The sequence below is a fragment of the Mucilaginibacter litoreus genome, assembly GCF_042676805.1.
Taxonomy (GTDB): Bacteria; Bacteroidota; Bacteroidia; order Sphingobacteriales; family Sphingobacteriaceae; genus Mucilaginibacter; species Mucilaginibacter litoreus.
In genome coordinates this window covers 95,051-113,526 of record NZ_JBHTHZ010000014.1, presented here as the reverse complement: position 1 = coordinate 113,526, position 18,476 = coordinate 95,051, and the positions used below count along the sequence as shown (strand labels likewise).

Sequence of the window (18,476 nt, the reverse complement as noted above, 5' to 3'; positions counted from 1 at the left end):
ATTCATCAAAAAGTTTATTCTTCGGTAGTTCCGAAAAACTACCGAAGAATTTGGCTTTTGCCCGATGATCTTTGTGCAAAAAGAAAATCCAATGGCACTTGAGATCATAACCAAAGCGGATCTGGAAGAATTTAGATTAAGGCTATTAGAAGATATCAAATCGATAGTAGGCAACCAAAAACAGGAAACCGGCAAGCTGCTGAAGAGTTACCAGGTCAAAAATCTGCTTAAAATATCCGGTGGCACCTTACAGAACTTAAGAATGAATGGTACCTTACCATTCTCAAAAATCGGAGGTATCATTTACTATAAGTATGATGACATTGCCAAGATCCTTGAAGCTAAAACCAGATAAGCTATCACTTCAACTTATAAATTATAAGTCCAGCTTATAGCAATGCTCTACCTACACGATAAGCGAGCCGTTGTATATACGGAGAGTCTCACGTTCTGTCCCTATTTAGTGAGGCAGCATGGCCTCACCCTACGGCTGTACAAGCAGCCTCAAATTTCTTTGATGGCGTTCAGTCTATTCCACGATCAGATCGATGCCAACCTTGGCCGCCTTAAACGCGATCAGATCCTTTAGCCCTGCAAAGTTCCAGTTCCGCAACAGGAACGGCTCAGCCATTGCAACCTCTTCCTTCTCCTGCTGGCAGGTAAGTATCAATGTCGCCGCCCTATGCTGAAGACAAAAATCGATCAGCCGTTTACTATAAACATTCAGCTTATGATTGATGTAATCTTTCTCCAGGTGCTGGTAGTGCTCCAGCGGCTTACGCTTCCGGATCTTACCATGACCAGCCTTGTTACCCGAAACAGCAGCCTGAACCCGTCTCCGAGCCGCCTGAATGGCCAGCCTGCGGTGCAGAAATTCTTCCTTGCTGCCGATGGTCATTTTCGCTTTACCGATCTTAACCAGGATAGGATGCTCAAAAGAAAGTGACGCTTCAGCGATGATCTCTTCACCCAACAGGTGCACCTGCCTTTCCTGAACAAAAGTCGCCAGTAAAAAAATCTTATGCTGTTCCACCTTCAGGTAACTGGTCGCCATCTTCAGGCTACAACTTGTAACCTGCCTTAACAACTCCCGCTTGTCATCGTAGCCTCGGCCCAGGTAGGTCCTAAATGGAATACCGAACAAGGTAAACGTGAAGTTGCCGGGTTCGCAAGCCTCCAGCCGCCGGATACATTCCGCGCTAAAGGGCATAGCAATAGAACGCTTGAAGTTCCGCATGGAGCGTTCACCATTTCTGTAAAGCTCTTTCTCCTTTAAAAATGTCCCTACCAACTGGCTGTTGAGGTTATTGTAAATATTGCTGGGCAATGCACCTTTGAACTTTTCGGTCAATACCCGATAAGTAGAATTGGTGCGGGAGGAAACCAGCATCCCGTCAGCATCCTTATGTTGATCGGATATCTTCAATTTGACACCTTCCGTCAGGTAAACCAGTTCAGAAATCTGCTCCTGTAAGAACTGATGGGTATAGACGAGGTTAGCACATTTAAAGCAGGCCCTCTGCCATTCCATTAACTTGCCAATGGATGCATATACAAGATCCTTATCGCTGCTGTTAACCAGCAGCTGGATCTTACGGGTAATATGCATAGTGCCTCCCATAACTTATGCGCTTAGACGGGATGACACAGTATATCTGCTCTTATACCGCGACGCAGGATCAGCCATTTTCTTTTTTTGCCCGCCTGCTATTTTAAAAGCTTTGACATATTCCAGCTGAACAGAAGATAGCGGAAGACATAGAAAAGTTGCGATCTGCTCAAAACTGTACTTACCAACGGTTCTCAGTTGATAGATAACACTTTGATCAGCACTTAAACCTTCGATCTGTTCCAGCTTCTCCCAAAAGGCTGCGGTAACAGCATAACCCTCACTTGTTATCTGCCTATCCTTTGCAGTTAGTAAAACGGTCTTTAATCGCAGCTTTCCTTTTTCAAGGATCATGGTTACCGTTGTTACTGATAAGTGATAACGTTCCGCGATTTGCGTATGGGTAAACCCTTTGATAAAGTGTAGCTCCATGACTTCTCTTTCCCGGCCATAACAAACTTTAGCAATGGCGTCGCTGATCGCGTCGAGCCGTTTTTGTTCAACGTCGTCGAAATCAGAATTATACTCCTGCACATCAACTATAAAGTCATCGTAATTTTCCAACGCATCCAGCTGCACCATGCGGCGGTGAAACCTGCTGCCGGCATTCCGGAAGTAAGAATAGCAAGCCCATTTCACAGACTGCATCAGAAACCGTTCAGCGTGCTCCGTACTGGTTATCGTCTCCCTGAAATTCCAAAGCTTCAGGAACGCGTCCTGTACGATGTTCTCGATGATATAAGTATCATTTAGCATCCGCAATCCGAAGCGATGTAACATTGTTCGCCTCTGCCTTAACAATGTTTGGAAGTCATTTTCTCCAACTATCTGTTGTGGATTGCCTAAATCGTTTACAAGACCAAACATAACACAATTGTATTTAGAATAACCCTACTAATGTATAGATTTTCTAAACAAAATCAAATATATTATTTCGTTTTGCTAAACACTTGTACTTTAATTCTGGAAATAAGTAATGGAGAACTAAAATTTAATGACGCAACTGGGTTTATATCTGGCAAAGAAATCTGTCAACAAAGCAGAAATTTCGCGAAAGACCGGAATAAGTAAGTCAAGACTTAGTGAGTTGTCAATGAATCCGAGTACTAAACTTAGGGCGGATGAACTTTACCTGATCGCCTTGGCAATCGATGTTGATCCAACAGAACTTTTAAACCATCTTTTCACTGACTTAAAATTGAAGGAATAACCTAACTCCTGATAAAACCAGTGACCACAAACTTTCTATTGATAACCCATCTTTTGCAACTCAAATAATTCGGTGTAACGCCCGCCTTTAGCCAGTAATTCTTCGTGTGTGCCGATCTCCGTTATCTCCCCTTTGTCTAATACGATAATGCGGTCAGCCATCCTTACAGTCGAGAAACGGTGTGATATCAATACGGCCATTTTACCTTGAGTAAGTTCAGTAAATCTTTCAAAAACCTGAAATTCCGCCCGGGCATCAAGTGCCGATGTGGGTTCATCCAGGATGACCAGCTGAGCATCACGCATGTATGCCCGGGCAATGGCCACTTTCTGCCACTCGCCCCCGGACAATTCGACGCCTTCGGCAAACCGTCGGCCTAGCATCTGCTCGTAACCACCGGGCAATTTACCAGCCAGCTCATCGGCCATACTTTGGCTTGCAGAACGATAGATAAGCTCTTTATTAGTCTGTTCGTCTATGTTACCTGCGGCAATATTTTGAGAGAAGGTCATTTGATAACGAAGGAAATCCTGGAAGATCACACCGATATGTTTGCGCAGATCGTTCAGATCATACTCCCGCAGATCATGCCCGTCTAAAAGAATGCGTCCTTCGCTCGGATCATATAAGCGCGCTAGCAGTTTAACGAGTGTACTTTTACCTGCTCCATTCTCACCGACAAGAGCCAGCTTCTCCGTTGGATGAAGCGTGAAATGCAGGTGTCGGTTCGCCCAGCGTTCGCTGTTCGTGTATTTGAACCCTACATTTTCAAACGTAAAGCCTTGTTGGATAGGATCAGGAAATGGCAGAGGTCGATCAGCGTTTTGAATCCTCGGCCTGATCTTAAAAAAATCAAAAAAGTCACTCAGGTAAATGGCTCCCTGGGAAACGCTGGTAAAACGAGACAAGATGGTCTCAAGCAGCGAACGCAGTTGCCTGAACGAGCCAGCCAGGAAAGTCAGTTCGCCAATAGAAAGAGCGCCGCTGACCGTTTGCTGAATAATAAATACATACGCACCGTAATAACCAAGGCTGCCTAATAGTGCAAATAGCGTCCCCCAAATTGATCGTTTAATAGCGATCCGTTTACTGTCCAAGTAAAATTTATCAGATAAAGCCTTGAAGCGGTCAATAATAAATCGCGATAGGCTGAACATCTTAATTTCCTTGGCCGTTTCATCACTGGCTCCTATATATCGCAAATAATCAAGTTCACGGCGCTGCGGCGTTTGCCTGCGGCTCAGCGCATAGGTTTGGTCATTAAAGTAAGACTCCCCCAAAAAGGCAGGTAGGATAGCGACAATCAAAAGAATAATCAGCCAAGGATTGAATGCAATTAAACCCGCTGCAAGAAAACCAACGGTGATCAGATCTTGTACCTGACTCATCACCTGTGAAAGCAAGATAGTGCGGCCGGCTGTTTGTTGCCGCGCACGTTCGAGTTTGTCATAGAAAGTGGCATCTTCAAACTGGTCGAGGTCTAGTAAACCCGCATGTTCCATAATGCGCACAGACGTATGATTAGCGAAACGGTCGCCGAGCAAACCATCCATCAGCGTTATGGCGCGGCTAAGACCATCCGACAGCAGAGCCAACGCGAACTCAGCCGCCACCAGCTTCCATAGATAACTTTCTGCAAAAGCATCGTGCGTCTGATTGAGGTGAACTACCCGGTCAATGATCAATTTACCAACAAACAGCAATAAAAACGGAATGGCTGCCTTAAAGAATCGCAGAACTATATTGATCGCCATCATGGCGCGACCAGATGCCCAAACCAGTTTGAAAAATGCCGGCAGGTTGCGCAAAGCACGTAACCGATCCTTAAAATTTACATTTGGATTTGTCATCGCTACAAAGCTAACAATCACAGCCCTTAAGAGATCACGCCAAAATTATTCGTTTTGCAACGATTATGTCAACACTGCCTAAGGAACCACGCTGGATGGCGTAACCCCATATGTTTTTTTGAAAGCAAATGAAAAGTGAGAAAGGTCCTTGAAGCCTGCATCCAAATAAACGTCAGTCACTTTGCGACCTTTTTCTTTAAGCAGAAAATAAGCTTCCTTTAAACGCTGTTCCTGCAACCATTTGCTGGGTGAGGTATGAAAGGTATGCTCAAAATCACGTTTGAAGGTAGCCAGACTGCGACCCGTAAGGTAAGCAAAGCGATTCAGATCAACATTGAACTTATAATGCTGCGTCATAAAGGCTTTAAGATCAACCTTGCCCGGCGGATCAAAGTCAAACAGCAAGTCGCATAGCTCGGGGTTGGTTTCCAGGAGTATCATGGCAGCTTCCTTTACCTTCAGCCTGGTGATTATTTCATTCAGTTCACCCGAACCATTAAGGTATGGGCTTAAAGAAGCGATGAATTGCTGGAGCAAAGGCACCGGCTTCAGGCTTAACAGGGTCTCACCTGTATAAACCTTTTGCTGGTGTAACTTATACTCCTCACTGATACTTCTGAGTGTTTGCTGATCAATGACCACGCTGATGGACTTGAACGCCTCCGTAGCCGAAGGGTACTTAGTGAACTTAGCCAGCTGGTTTTTAGCCGTAAACCTGAATTCCCCCTCACCGAAACAGTGCGTTTTACCATTCAGGTAAATATCATTCCGGCCGGAAACTACATAGCTCAATGTATGGTTAGGCACGAAATGCTCTCCGCTGCGGCTGACGTTACCGTAACAGGACTGCAAGATCTTCGGCTGGTCATCTGATCCTTTGATAATCATAAAGCTTTATTTTTTCTTCATAAAAAACTGTCCCTGTTCTGTTGCTGAGAAATCATCCGCATCATCGCTATCGGTTGATTTGCTAACCTCAAGCCATGCCTCCAATTCCGCAGTACGCTCTGCATCCGCCTGTCTGATCATCTTGACCGCATCGCTGCCTAGTACCAGGTGCACCGGTGGCTTCGGATGATTTACTACATTGATCATTGCCTGCGCCGCTTTATCAGGGTCGCCTAACGGCTGGAATTTGCCGGCGGCAAATAATTCAGCGCGTTTATCCGTCGTTTCTTCATAGCCTTCCACCTTGGGTGCATAAGTCATTGAAGAACTTCCCCAATCCGTACGAAACCCGCCCGGTTCCACGGAGGTTACAAATATTCCTAATGGATTCACCTCGTTGTTTAGCGCTTCGGTAAAACCTCCCAAACCAAATTTAGCTGCCTGGTAAATGCTGACGCCGACACTACCGCGACGCCCACCGATAGAACTGATCTGCAAAATTCGTCCCGACCGTTGTTTCCGCATATACGGCAGCACTGCCCGGGTGAGAGCGATAGGTGCATACAGGTTGGTCACCAGCTGGCTGTTGACCTGTTCCTCAGTGTAGGCTTCTGTTGCGCCGGTTATGCCGAAACCCGCATTGTTCACCAGCACTTCGATCCTTCCGAAATGCTTAATGGCAAGTCCCACCGCCGCGCTTATTTCTTCGTTAACATTAACGTCCAGCTTTAACGGCAATATCTGATCCGGATAATTAAGTTCCAATTCGTTTAGATCGTCTGTATTTCTTGCCGTTGCTACGACGTTATCGCCGCTGGCCAGTACTGCCTCTGTCAGGCTGCGTCCTAATCCACGCGAACTTCCTGTGATAAACCATGTTCTTTTCATTGTCTTTTATATTTTGTTAAGACAAAGGTAGCGCCACAACGAAGTTAGCGTTTTGTTGTAAAGCTCAAATTATTTTGTTGAACGGCTCATTAAACAGGTGGCTAAAATAATCTCTAACCCCTCATAAAAATTCATCTCCGGTTCGTCCTGGCCTTTTTCTGCCGCTGCCGGTTTCTGCCATGTACCGCTTCATCATCCACATCTTCAGCTATCTCTATACCGTTATAACTATATAAATTACTATCAGTGTAATCAGGAACATCACTGCGATCAATATCTTCAGCACTTTCAAGCTCTTTTCCTGAGTAACCGCTTTCTGTTCCAGTTTCATCAACCGGCTCGTGTTGTCCTGATCCTTTTCGGACATCTCCCGTAACAACTTGGCGCTCGCCGTCGCGTTGGTTTGCATTAAGCCCAGGGTTTGAAATAACAGCTCCCTTTCTTCCTCCAATGCTGTTGTCGTTTCCTGCTGGTCGGCCTTCGGTGAGTTCGCCGTATCTTGCTTTTGTGCGGCTGTTTGCTGCGCTAACAGCCTTGCTGTCTCTGTCTTGTTCATAATCGATGTACTTAACTATTTCCGCCCACTTGAAGCGGTTACCCAGTGATTGCCCTTTGATCTTAAAGTCATTGATGAAATAGGTTATACCGCTTATTCTCCCAGTACTTGCCTGGTTAAACAAAAGGCTGACCCCGGCTTTATTGCAACGCGCTATAAATTCACTTAAGCTGAGTTTCCTATCGTAAATGATTGGATCAAGAATAGCCTGCAATAATGCCTTGTCAGAGGGAATGCCGGTTCGGATGGCTCGCTCTATTTCGTTCTTTCGCAATGAACGTTGCGATAGCTTGTTATGTTGGCCTGTTGTTACTTTGCTACTTTGATAAGATGATACATGGTTATCCTGTAACCTTGCCGCACTGTTATCTTGTTCTATCGGTCTACTATCATACAGTTCTGCGGATATACTGCTGTCGATGTTATTTGATCTACCGATATCAGGCTGCTTAGCTATGCTGTTAGCTTGCGCTAATGGTATAAGGTTATACTGCTGCTCTAATCTTCTCAATACGGTTTGGCTCTTACGGTAATTATTACTGTCAGATACTACCGATCCGTCAAAGCGAATACGGTTTACTAATAAATGGATATGCGGATGTTCTGCATCAAAGTGACGGATGACCAGGTGCTGATTATCACCATAACCCATAGCTCGCATATATTCTAATCCGATCTCCAGCAGCTTTTCATTGGTCAGATTTTCGGGACGCTCGTCAGCTGAAAAGTTAAGGCTGGTATGCCAGACGTATTTGGAGAGGGAAGAACGCAGGCTTTTGATCAGGTCTACCTCTTTTTTGATCATGCCGGCTGAAAGAGAAGAAAAGGTGCTTGCTAATAGTTCAGCCCGTTTGCTTTCATCCGAATGGTTCAGCTTTTTGAGGTTATAAGCTAAAGCGCCCATGAAGTTAGAACCCAACTTCTCAACCGCGATCATCCAGTAAACGTCTAATGATCTCCTGCTGCTGCTTTGCAACAGCTTCCAATACCGGCAGCAATGCAGCAGGAAGTCTGCCGGCATTAACCTGCTTGGTAAGCTGGTTAATGTTAACACCTATCCTGTTCAGTTCCCCATAAAGCTCAACGGTCACTTTCGGCAAAACTGTTTTCGGGTATTTACCGGTAAACAGCTTTTGCCGGATCATCACAGCCAGGTGCTGTCCGCAAATGACACTCCAGTGCTCCAGTTTTCGCAGTTCACCTTCCGTTAGCCGGAAAACAACTGTCGCGGATAGTTTATGTTCTTTATCTTTTTTCGGCCTTGCCATAGTGCAAAGCTCCACAGACAAAACACCACTTTTTGACAAGCATTTCTGTACTACCGAAACATAGTCTCAATACACAACAGCCAATAAATAAAATCCCAGCGGTCTGCTGAACAAAGTGAAGCTGCCTAAATCAGCGCAGCTGACCCCGCAGGCAAGTCGTTTTGGTATTACCAAAACATAACTTGCTCTACTTCATGGTTAATAAAACTAACTGTTCAAATATCAAACATAATCTACATTAAGAAACAAAAGCTTGATTGGCAGCAGAGGTTTTTGTGGACATGAATGGGATTTACCCGCCCCTAAACCAGTGTTTTGCTTTTAAAATATCTTATAAATCACTTAGTATTGTTAGTTTTATAGTTTACAAAAACTGTGCATGCCTAAAATTTATGACAACATAGAAAACCAATTATCTCAGGGACTGAATCAAACCTTGGACGCTGCAAAGCGGGCGGACTTATGTGTAGGATATTTTAACCTACGGGGTTGGAGGGAAATTGGCGATAAAATAGACGTTCTTAATGGCGATAATGCAATCGAAAATAAAGTGAACGTATTTCGGACTTGCCGACTTTTAGTTGGCATGCAAAAGATGCCGATTGATATTTTAAAAGAGCAGTTTTCAAAGGAAGATCATCAAATTGATCAAGCAGAAGCTCTTAAGCTTAGGCGACGCTTAGCAGAGGAATTTAAAGATCAGTTAACTATCGGTGCGCCAACAGAAACTGACGAAAAGGCGCTGCGTTTGCTCAGCCAGCAAATGAAAGATAAAAAAGTTGTTGTTAAACTTCATTTAAGATATCCATTACATGCAAAACTTTACTTATGTTATTTAAAAGATCGGGATAAGATTGAAGGCTTTGTAGGGAGTAGCAATTTAACTTTGGCCGGCTTATCAAGACAAGGAGAATTAAACGTGGATGTAGAAGAACAGGATGCCGCAAAAAAGTTGGTTACCTGGTTTGAAGATCGATGGATCGATAAATGGTGTTTTGACATAACAGACGAACTAATTGAAATTATCGATAATAGTTGGGCTGCTGATAGATTATTTAAGCCATATCATATATACCTTAAAATTGCATATCATCTTGCGCAAGAAGCGAGAGCAGGCATTAGTGAGTTTAAGGTATCTTCAGTTTTTCAAAAAGACCTTTTACCATTTCAAGTTAATGCCGTTCAAAGAGCAGCAAAAATGCTCAACAAGCGCGGTGGTGTCATGATTGGGGACGTTGTCGGTTTAGGTAAAACTATTACAGCTACAGCTTTAGCGAAAATTTTTGAGGATGATTTTTTTCTAGAAACTTTAATAATTTGTCCTAAAAATTTGGTGGATATGTGGGAGCATTACGTCCACCGTTACCAGCTTCGAGCGAAAATTATTTCACAAAGTTTAGTGCAACGACTACTTCCAACACTTAGACGCTATCGCTTAGTTATCATAGATGAAAGCCATAACCTACGCAACGACCAGGGAAGTCGCTATCGTGCTATCCGATCCTATTTAGAGGAAAACGAAAGTAAGGTAATTTTACTTTCAGCAACTCCCTATAATAAAACTTATCTCGACCTTTCTAACCAATTAAGACTATTTATTAACGATGACAGAGATCTTGGAATAAGCCCTGAAAACTATATAAATTCAATTGGAGGACGTGTTGAATTTGAAATTCAACACTCTAGTTTCATTCGTAGTATTAAGGCATTTGAGCATAGTACATATTCAGATGATTGGAGGGAGCTGATGCGCCTTTTTCTTGTACGCAGGACAAGAAGTTTCGTACGTAAATGGTATACCGAACAAGATTCTGAAAATGACCGAAGGTATTTAACTTTTGCGGATGGAAGCCGATCATATTTTCCAGATAGAATTCCAAAACGTGTCGAATACGAGTTCAATCCGTCTGATCCCTTGGATCAATATGCTCATCTTTATTCAGCGGATGTTGTTAATTGTATCAATAATCTCTCGATTCCCAGATACGGATTGGGAAACTACTTGACGGATCGCCCTTTGGTTAGGCCCACTTCTGACGAACAATCGATAATAGCTAATCTTTCACGGGCAGGTAAACGCCTGGTAGGGTTTTGTAGAACAAACTTGTTTAAACGGTTAGAAAGTAGCGGTTACTCTTTTTTGTTATCGTTGAGTAGACATGCATTAAGAAATTTTATTTTCATTTACGCAATCGAGAATCAACTTCCAATACCAGTAGGAAAAAACACTAGTCATAACCTCGATGACTATCTTGATGATCAAGATTTGGATGATTCCGAATCAGAGCGCAACCATCTAAATCTAATTACCGATGAAACAGTATATCTTAAACAAGCGGAAAAAGTTTATGCCAGTTTCCGAAGCCCTAAACATCTAAAAAAGTTTGACTGGATACGATCTGAGTTTTTTAATGAATTATTAATGCAAGAATTAATTGATGATTGCAGAGATATCTTATCCATTTTGCTAATTGCAAAAACTTGGGAGCCTAGTCAAGATCGTCAACTCAATGCTTTATTTAATTTGATAACTAAGAATCATGCAAATGATAAAGTTTTAGTCTTTACACAATTCGCAGATACAGCTGAATATTTACATCGACAATTAGTTGCTAAGGGTGTAAACTCAATTGATTTTGTTACCGGCGATAATGAAAACCCCACCTTAATTGCTCATCGATTTAGTCCGCAAAGTAATCGAAAGCCTGAAATAGTAACTAATGGACAGGAAATTCGCGTACTCATCACAACGGATGTTTTGAGTGAAGGACAAAACTTACAGGACGGTCATATAATTGTTAATTATGATTTACCATGGGCTATAATCAGATTAATACAACGCGCTGGTCGCGTGGACCGTATTGGGCAAAAGTCTTCACAAATTATATGCTATTCATTTTTGCCTGAAGATGGAATTGAACAAATTATTAACCTAAGAGGGCGACTATCAAATCGTATAAAAGAAAATGCAGAAGTAGTTGGATCTGATGAAACTTTTTTTGATGGTGACCCGATAAACATCGAGGACTTGTATAACGAGCGATCAAATGTATTAGAAGAAAAAGATGATGATTCGGAGATTGATTTGTCATCTTACGCATATCAAATATGGAAGAATGCTACTGATGCAGATCCGGAATTAAACAAATTGATTCCAGATCTCCCCAACGTAGTATATGCCACTAAGGCTCAAAATAACAATCTGTTCGAAGATGGTGTGATTGTTTATAGTCGTACAGCTGATGATAACGATGTACTTGCGTGGCTTAATGAGAAAGGTGAAGTAATTACTAATTCGCAATTAACAATTTTAAAAGCGGCGCAGTGTAATGCCTATACTACCCCGTTACCGAAAATTGCAATTCATCATGAACTTGTTGCCAAGGCTATGGATATAATAAAAGAAGAGGAAAAGACAATCAGCGGAACTCTTGGAAAAAAAACTGGTGTTAAATATCGTGTTTACATGCGTTTAGATCGATATATAAAAGAATTTGAAAATACTTTATTTGTCACCGAAGCTTTAAAAAAAGCTCTCGATGACATTTATAAATATCCTTTGAAGGAATTTGCAAGAGAAACCTTTAATAGACAACTTAAATCCGGCATTGCTGATGATCAGCTTGCCAATCTATCTGTATCGCTTAGAGAAGAGGATAAACTATGTCATATAGATGATGGTGATTTTCTTGCTAAAGAGGCACAAATAATATGTTCTATGGGCCTTATTCACAACTTAAACTAATATGTCATTAAACGTAGCGTCGGCGAAAAGGCTATTGCATAATTTTAGTTTCCAGGATCTTTTCCGTGAAGAATTGGGCTGGAACAATCCGAAGCAAAAGCAACCTATTCCATTTCAAACTAAAGATGGAAAGTTTTACAGAAAAAGTATTGCAGAATTGTCAGGCGCTATTGTGTTTGAAATAATTGCAGGGGATGGCAAGATTCCAAATGCGAATACGCGCCAAAATCTCAGCAATGAATTATTAAAAATTAACTTTCATCACATTTTGATTTTTGTTGATGAGGAAAGAACGCAAACTGTATGGCGTTGGTTAAAAAAGCAAGATAAAAAGAACTTGCCACGTGAGCATTATTATTCGGTTGGACAAAGCGGTGATGCCTTTATCTTTAAAATATCGGCTCTTTTAGTCGATATAAGCGAATTAGAAGATGATATCACAATCATCGACGTTGCAAAAAAAATTCAAAAAGCTCTTGATATAGAGCACATTACCAAGAAATTTTATAAGCAGTATCAACAACAATTTATTGAATTTTTGCCGCTTATTGAGGGTATTGATAATGAATCTGATAGAAGATGGTATGCATCAGTAATTCTTAACCGGCTGATGTTTATTTATTTTCTTCAGAAAAAAGGGTTTCTTGACAATGGGAATTACGATTACCTGTACTTGAAGCTAATACAATGCAAAGAAATTTATGGTAAGGATCAATTTTATCTTGAGTTTTTAAATAGACTGTTTTTTGAAGGATTTGCAAAACCCACACGCGAACGAACAAAAGAAACAAACAATATTTTAGGCACGATAAAATACCTAAATGGTGGCTTGTTTTTAAAGCATAAGATTGAAGAAAAATATCCTCATATTTTTATCCCAGATGTGGCGTTCGAAAACTTACTTAAATCAGATAATCCTAAAGGATTATTCGAACAGTTTTCTTGGAGTTTAGACGATTTGCCAGGTGGGAAAGATGATGAAATAAACCCTAATGTCTTAGGTTATATCTTTGAAAAATATATTAATCAAAAAGCCTTTGGTGCATATTATACGCGGCCGGAAATGACCGAATATCTTTGTGAACAAACAGTTCATAAATTAATTCTCGATGAAGTAAATAATTTTAAATCTAAAACCTTAGATTATCCTTTCGCCTCAATAAATGAGGTTTTGTTAAATGCTGACGCAGCAACGTGTCGATTTTTGATTTTTTCTAAAAGTTCAATTCTGCCTAACTTAAAACTACTTGATCCTGCTTGTGGCTCTGGTGCCTTCCTTGTTGCAGCAATGAAAGTCCTTATTAATCTTTATTCTTCACTGCTGGGAAGAATAGACTATTTCGAGGATGAGGATTTAATTGAGTGGAAAAGGCAAATAGAGACCGAACATCCAAGTATTAGCTATTTTATCAAAAAAACCATCATTACTAATAATTTATATGGGGTAGATATTATGGAAGAGGCTTCAGAGATTGCGAAGCTCCGGTTGTTTCTTGCATTGGTATCAAGTGCCCAAACTGTTGAACAGCTAGAACCGCTTCCGAACATAGATTTTAATATCATGTGCGGCAATTCACTTATTGGTTTAATGAGAGTTGATCCTAATCAATTCAACACCTACAATGGAATCGGTCGTCATACGCAAGGAAAGATTGTTAAAAAAGGCGACCTATTTGAGGCGGCTGTGATCCAAGGTAATATGTTTTCTGAAACCCACGCGAACAATTACCAGCAACTCATTGAGAAGCGTGAAAATTCGATAGCAAATTATAAAAGTGCGAAAGATCTAAATGTGAGCCAACTTCAAAAGTTGAGAAATAACATTGAGCTACAGGAAGATGAAGCAAAAAAAATTCTTGACAGAATCTTAGTTGATGAATTTCAGAATCTTAGTATTCCTTATTTGAAATCAAAATGGGATTTTGAAAAAAATGACTTGGGCAAGCCTGAAAAACGAGCAGTAAAATTAGATGATATTAAAGAACTAGAACCATTCCATTGGGGGTATGAGTTTTCTGAAATCTTTCGCACAAAAAACGGTTTTGATGCTATATTAACAAATCCGCCGTGGGAAATTTTCAAACCGAATTCAAAGGAGTTTTTTTCCGAATACTCTGAGGTCATTTCTAAAAAGAAAATGGATATTCATGATTTTGAAAAAGAGCAAAATGAATTACTGAAAGATCCTGAGGTTCGAGAAGCGTGGTTAAATTATTTAAGTCGCTTTCCGCACACAAGCGCTTATTATCGAAGCGCGAGTCAATACAAAAATCAAATTTCTTACATCAATGGCAAAAAGGCCGGATCTGATATCAATTTATTTAAACTTTTTACTGAGCAATGTTATAACCTATTAAAAGAAAATGGTTATTGCGGAATTGTAATTCCAACAGGAATATATACAGATTTAGGCACTAAGCAATTACGAAAACTGCTTTTCGATAAGTGTCGTATTCAACAACTCATCGGCTTTGCAAATGAACGGTATTTGTTCGAAAATGTTCATCATGCGTTTAAATTTGCGCTTTTATCATTCGAAAAAGGTGGGGAAACTGATGAGTTTTCAGCCGCCTTCAGAATCAATCCCAGAGAATGCATTGCTGCTGATGATTTGGACATATTTCTTCATGCATCTGAAAACTTTAGTAAAATTTCAAAATCATTTGTTTTTCGACAAAGTCCTGAAAGTTTGTCGATTATGGAGTTGAGACTTCCGTTAGATTTCTCAATTACTGAAAAAATTTTAGCCTTCCAAACTCTCGGAAGCGAACAATATGGTGATTGGCAGTTTAAGTTGACCAGGGAATTTGACATGACCAATGATGCAAAAATTTTCTCAAGCCAATTTGCTGATGGACACTTGACCCTTTATGAGGGAAAAATGATTCATCAGTTCCTACATAAACCTCAAGAGAAAAGATTTGTTATAGATCCAGCTTTAGGGCGAAAATCTTTATTGGGTAAAAAAGAGGACGAAGAAGGAAAGCAATTTGGATATGAAAAATTTAGGCTTGGTCTAAGAGCAATTTCGAGTAGCACTAATACTCGGACATTAATATCGACCATACTTCCTCACAATGTATTTGCAGGTAACTCTGTATTAGTATCTGCCGCCGAAACAAGTTACAGAGATCAGCTATATTTATGTGCGTTTTTAAATTCTTTTGTTGTTGATTACTATATCCGCCAAATTGTCTCGCAGAACATCAACATGTTCTATATATATCAGTTGCCAATCCCCCGTTTGCGACGCGAAACGACTTGGTACAAGGATTTAATAAAAAATACTTTATCATTAATAGCTACTGACTTGCATTATTCCAACTTATGGGAAAATGTTATGCAAATCCCCTGGAATATAAATTCATCATTCACCGACCCCGAACAAAGACTTAAAGCTACGGGGCGCATAAACGCAATTGTAGCCCACATCTACGGTTTAGACAGCAAGGAATTAGCTCATATTTTAAATACCTTTCCTGTCACCGAACAGGCCGAGAAAGATTTGGTGTTAGAAGCATTTAATGAATTACTACCCGAATTTCCTATAGAAAGATCAAAGTTTGCAAATCAAAATAATTTCTATAATTTGATCGACGATTTACCACTAGCTGAACCAACGGTCACAATGAAGGAATTCGCTTTAGACGAAGGAATATATTCAATACAGGACGTTGTCCAAATTACACGTATTCCGGCTGAAAAAATTTCCAGATGGTTTAAAGAACTTTCTAATGAAAATTACGAGGGGTTGAAAGGCAAATCGTCAGACCATAAAAAGCTCAAAATTAGCTTTCACGGCATCATAGAATTGGTTGTAATTGGAACACTTAGGGATAATAAATTTCCTCTCAAAAAAATCCTTTCCGCACGTGCAGATCTTAAGAATAAAACCCAAAAGATCTATCCGTTCGCCACAAATAATGTACGAGATAATTTGAAGGTTGCAGGTAAGAGCTTAATATTCAAATTTGGAGATGACATTGTAACATTGGACGGGACGGGGCAATTCAACTTGACAATTATTGTCTCCTTCTTCAAAAATATAGACTTTGATACAGAAGGTTTAGCACTTAGGTTATTCCCTTTAAAAGATTCGAAATTAATTATAGTCGATCCAAAGCTTGGAGGCGGAAAAGCTGTCATTAATAATGGAGAAGCTATCTGGGCTGAAACTGTTGCGTTAGCATATCAAGGGGAAGATTCTATCGGTGTAATTAGCGAACAATATAACATTAGTCGTGAGGAAATCTTGGCGGCTGTCTCATATTTAAATTGAGATGACTAAGGTATACCTGCATAATAACTATCCAAAGAATCTTGCGGAAGCCCTTCAGCTATTGCATAATTTACAGTTTCCTAAGCAGTTTGAAATTGTACGGACCAACCATTTTTCCGATGAAATACCGCCTGGTTCAGTATTGTTTTTATTTGATAGAAATAAAAAGGGTATCGATATAATTACTGAAAAACACTTTGAAGCCGGTTATAAAATATTTGCGTTCAAACAAAATTTAGTTCAACGGTTCGATTTTTTTAGCTTGACATTAACTGTACTACACTTTTGGCCCAAGATTATGAAAGTTATAACGGAAGAAAACCAGCCCTTCATCTTCACTTATAAGTACATGGATAGTACTCTAAAAAAGATTAGATAAGTATTTTAAAATTTCACTTAGAATTATTCATGGAACTGCAAAGTTTCTTTAGTCAGGGAAATTTTAAATAGAGAATCTTAAATAAATCTACTTAAGAATCACGTATTAGGTTTACGGGACCGATTATAAGTATCCTTAGTATCATTCATTTCTTAGTGCGTTAAAGTTTATTTCAACAATACTCTTAAACTATCCACTGCGGTTTTAATTGTCTTGTCGTTTTTTAAATTATCCAAGCGCGATGGAAATTTTTCAACCTTTTCAATGAGTTCCTTAACTGGCGGTGATGTTACAATTGGTTTGACTAACTGAATTAATTCCTTAAACTTTGTTTGGCACAAACTAAATTGGAGCTTATCGGAAATCTTAGGATCTGTAAAAGAAAGTATTGCCACATTAGCTTGATGCGAATCAAGTTTTTTCAATAGGTCTTCATATATTGGCTGGGCAGCTCTCGTAACTCCATTACCATTTGTTATATACGTTTCAACCAATGCGACAACATATTTTTTACTAATTTGCTTCGGAACTTTGGGTGGATTGCCAACGATTCTTTGTAACTGTGATGCAAATGATGGTTCATTGTAAAAATTATTCAATCCACGATGAGCGGATAGTAAATTGTTTATTGCCGCTTCTATTTCAACAACTCGCAAATCATCTGGTATATAACTTTCTGCATTAACTATTTGCAAAAATTCTCTTGATAGCTTTTTTTCATGTTGATAGTTTGCCGCAACAAAATTTCCATACTTTAAACCAAAAGTATCCCTTGTATCCTCATCAACTCTATCCCAAATTTCAGGCAGTAATCTATTGATATTTTGCAATGTCTGACTATCTGTTTCCGGCTTTGTATAGATGCCGAAAAAACCTGATACCAAATTGTTGACCTGTTCTTGAGTTAGATTGGTAAAAAAAACTGCTATTTCTTGAGCTTCTTGGGATGAGATTGAAGTTGTTTTAATACCTGCTAACAATTGCTTAATTTGAATAGTTAAGTTTGAAATAGGCAGTGATATGACTTCTTTCACGCATGTTTCCAGCCAAGAGACTAATTGTAACCCTGTGATTTCATTTTGATTAGGATGTGCTGCGCTGGCCCAATTACGCATATAATTAATATATTCAAGATGCTTGGAGCCTAGTTCAGAAATTAGACCGATTTCTCTAGCTCCTTTTATTAGATCGTAATCATCAACTTTATTCAGGTCACTTTCGTCCTTTAATCTTTTTCTTTTATCACCAGAAACAGCATTATCATAAAAGTATTCCAAATCATATTGCACAACTCTCTTCCTTATTTGAAGAATAGTTTCATCCCATAAGTAGTTTAGAGCTGCGTCAAAGAGCCCTGAAGCGACTCCGGCTATGAATTTAGACAGATATAACGAACTATCTTTCTCTTTAGAATCGATTTGAGCTATAACGCTATCGAGGTTTGAAAACACCTTTATACGTTCAGGTACAGTCACGAAAATGCCTTCAGATGGTAAATTGTGTTGAACTAAAAAATTTATTAGCCCACCTTCAAAATCGCGAAGCTGTATATCATAACTTGGAGTTTTGATTATTTCAGGTTTGTTGTGATCTTCCATTGCGACGAGGTTGTTTTTATTTATTGCAATTTATGCAATCTTTCAACAGTGCAGGATATATTAAATTATTTCTGGTGAATATTCAATGTAGAACTCTAAGTGCTTCAGGGTTTTATTGGGAATTAAATATTATCAACAACTTATTGGAAATACTTTTTGTTATTGGCAAATGACTAAATTTGTTAGTATTTAGTTAGCCAAACCGA

Annotated in this window: 12 protein-coding genes; 4 read left to right on the top strand and 8 right to left on the bottom strand. The window is 39.8% G+C overall.

Going from position 1 to position 18,476, the window contains the following annotated elements; genetic code table 11:
* Positions 1 to 64 precede the first annotated feature (64 nt).
* On the top strand, positions 65 to 355 hold the full coding sequence (locus ACFQZX_RS16150; protein WP_377117292.1) for a helix-turn-helix domain-containing protein: 291 nt from the start codon (positions 65 to 67) through the stop codon (positions 353 to 355).
* Between the two features lie 174 nt (positions 356 to 529).
* Here ACFQZX_RS16150 and ACFQZX_RS16145 read toward each other — a convergent pair whose 3' ends face one another.
* On the bottom strand, positions 530 to 1,609 hold the full coding sequence (locus ACFQZX_RS16145; protein WP_377117290.1) for a hypothetical protein: 1,080 nt from the start codon (positions 1,607 to 1,609) through the stop codon (positions 530 to 532).
* A gap of 15 nt (positions 1,610 to 1,624) precedes the next feature.
* The gene (locus ACFQZX_RS16140) at positions 1,625 to 2,476 is read right to left on the bottom strand and encodes an RNA polymerase sigma factor (protein ID WP_377117288.1); all 852 of its coding nucleotides are present in this window, start codon (positions 2,474 to 2,476) and stop codon (positions 1,625 to 1,627) included.
* A 127-nt stretch (positions 2,477 to 2,603) separates the two neighbouring features.
* Between ACFQZX_RS16140 and ACFQZX_RS16135 the strand changes: the two genes are divergently transcribed.
* Positions 2,604 to 2,819 (top strand): helix-turn-helix domain-containing protein, encoded by a 216-nt coding sequence (locus ACFQZX_RS16135; RefSeq protein ID WP_377117286.1) that lies wholly within the window; start codon positions 2,604 to 2,606, stop codon positions 2,817 to 2,819.
* A gap of 35 nt (positions 2,820 to 2,854) precedes the next feature.
* On the opposite strand, the gene ACFQZX_RS16130 is transcribed toward ACFQZX_RS16135, so the two are convergent.
* From ACFQZX_RS16130 to mobC, 5 genes are all read right to left on the bottom strand, one after another.
* Positions 2,855 to 4,669 (bottom strand): ABC transporter ATP-binding protein, encoded by a 1,815-nt coding sequence (locus ACFQZX_RS16130; RefSeq protein ID WP_377117284.1) that lies wholly within the window; start codon positions 4,667 to 4,669, stop codon positions 2,855 to 2,857.
* 78 nt (positions 4,670 to 4,747) lie between these two features.
* Complete coding sequence (locus ACFQZX_RS16125) at positions 4,748 to 5,557, bottom strand: helix-turn-helix domain-containing protein (protein ID WP_377117282.1); 810 nt, start codon at positions 5,555 to 5,557, stop codon at positions 4,748 to 4,750.
* A 6-nt stretch (positions 5,558 to 5,563) separates the two neighbouring features.
* On the bottom strand, positions 5,564 to 6,445 hold the full coding sequence (locus ACFQZX_RS16120; RefSeq protein ID WP_377117280.1) for an SDR family NAD(P)-dependent oxidoreductase: 882 nt from the start codon (positions 6,443 to 6,445) through the stop codon (positions 5,564 to 5,566).
* A gap of 131 nt (positions 6,446 to 6,576) precedes the next feature.
* Positions 6,577 to 7,938 (bottom strand): relaxase/mobilization nuclease domain-containing protein, encoded by a 1,362-nt coding sequence (locus ACFQZX_RS16115; protein ID WP_377117278.1) that lies wholly within the window; start codon positions 7,936 to 7,938, stop codon positions 6,577 to 6,579.
* Positions 7,925 to 8,269: a plasmid mobilization relaxosome protein MobC gene (gene mobC / locus ACFQZX_RS16110; RefSeq protein WP_377117276.1), complete on the bottom strand. Its 345-nt coding sequence runs from the start codon at positions 8,267 to 8,269 to the stop codon at positions 7,925 to 7,927. Before mobC ends, ACFQZX_RS16115 begins: the two co-directional genes overlap by 14 nt.
* Positions 8,270 to 8,648: 379 nt before the next feature.
* On the opposite strand from mobC, the gene ACFQZX_RS16105 reads away from it, so the two are divergent.
* Positions 8,649 to 12,014, top strand: coding sequence for a helicase-related protein (locus tag ACFQZX_RS16105; protein WP_377117275.1), 3,366 nt, complete (start codon positions 8,649 to 8,651; stop codon positions 12,012 to 12,014).
* Position 12,015: 1 nt separating this feature from the next.
* A complete protein-coding gene (locus tag ACFQZX_RS16100) occupies positions 12,016 to 16,293 on the top strand; it encodes an Eco57I restriction-modification methylase domain-containing protein (RefSeq protein WP_377117273.1) in 4,278 nt (1,425 codons plus the stop codon).
* Positions 16,294 to 16,839: 546 nt separating this feature from the next.
* Here the strand turns inward: ACFQZX_RS16100 and ACFQZX_RS16095 are convergent.
* Positions 16,840 to 18,270, bottom strand: coding sequence for a hypothetical protein (locus tag ACFQZX_RS16095; protein ID WP_377117271.1), 1,431 nt, complete (start codon positions 18,268 to 18,270; stop codon positions 16,840 to 16,842).
* Positions 18,271 to 18,476: the final 206 nt, after the last annotated feature.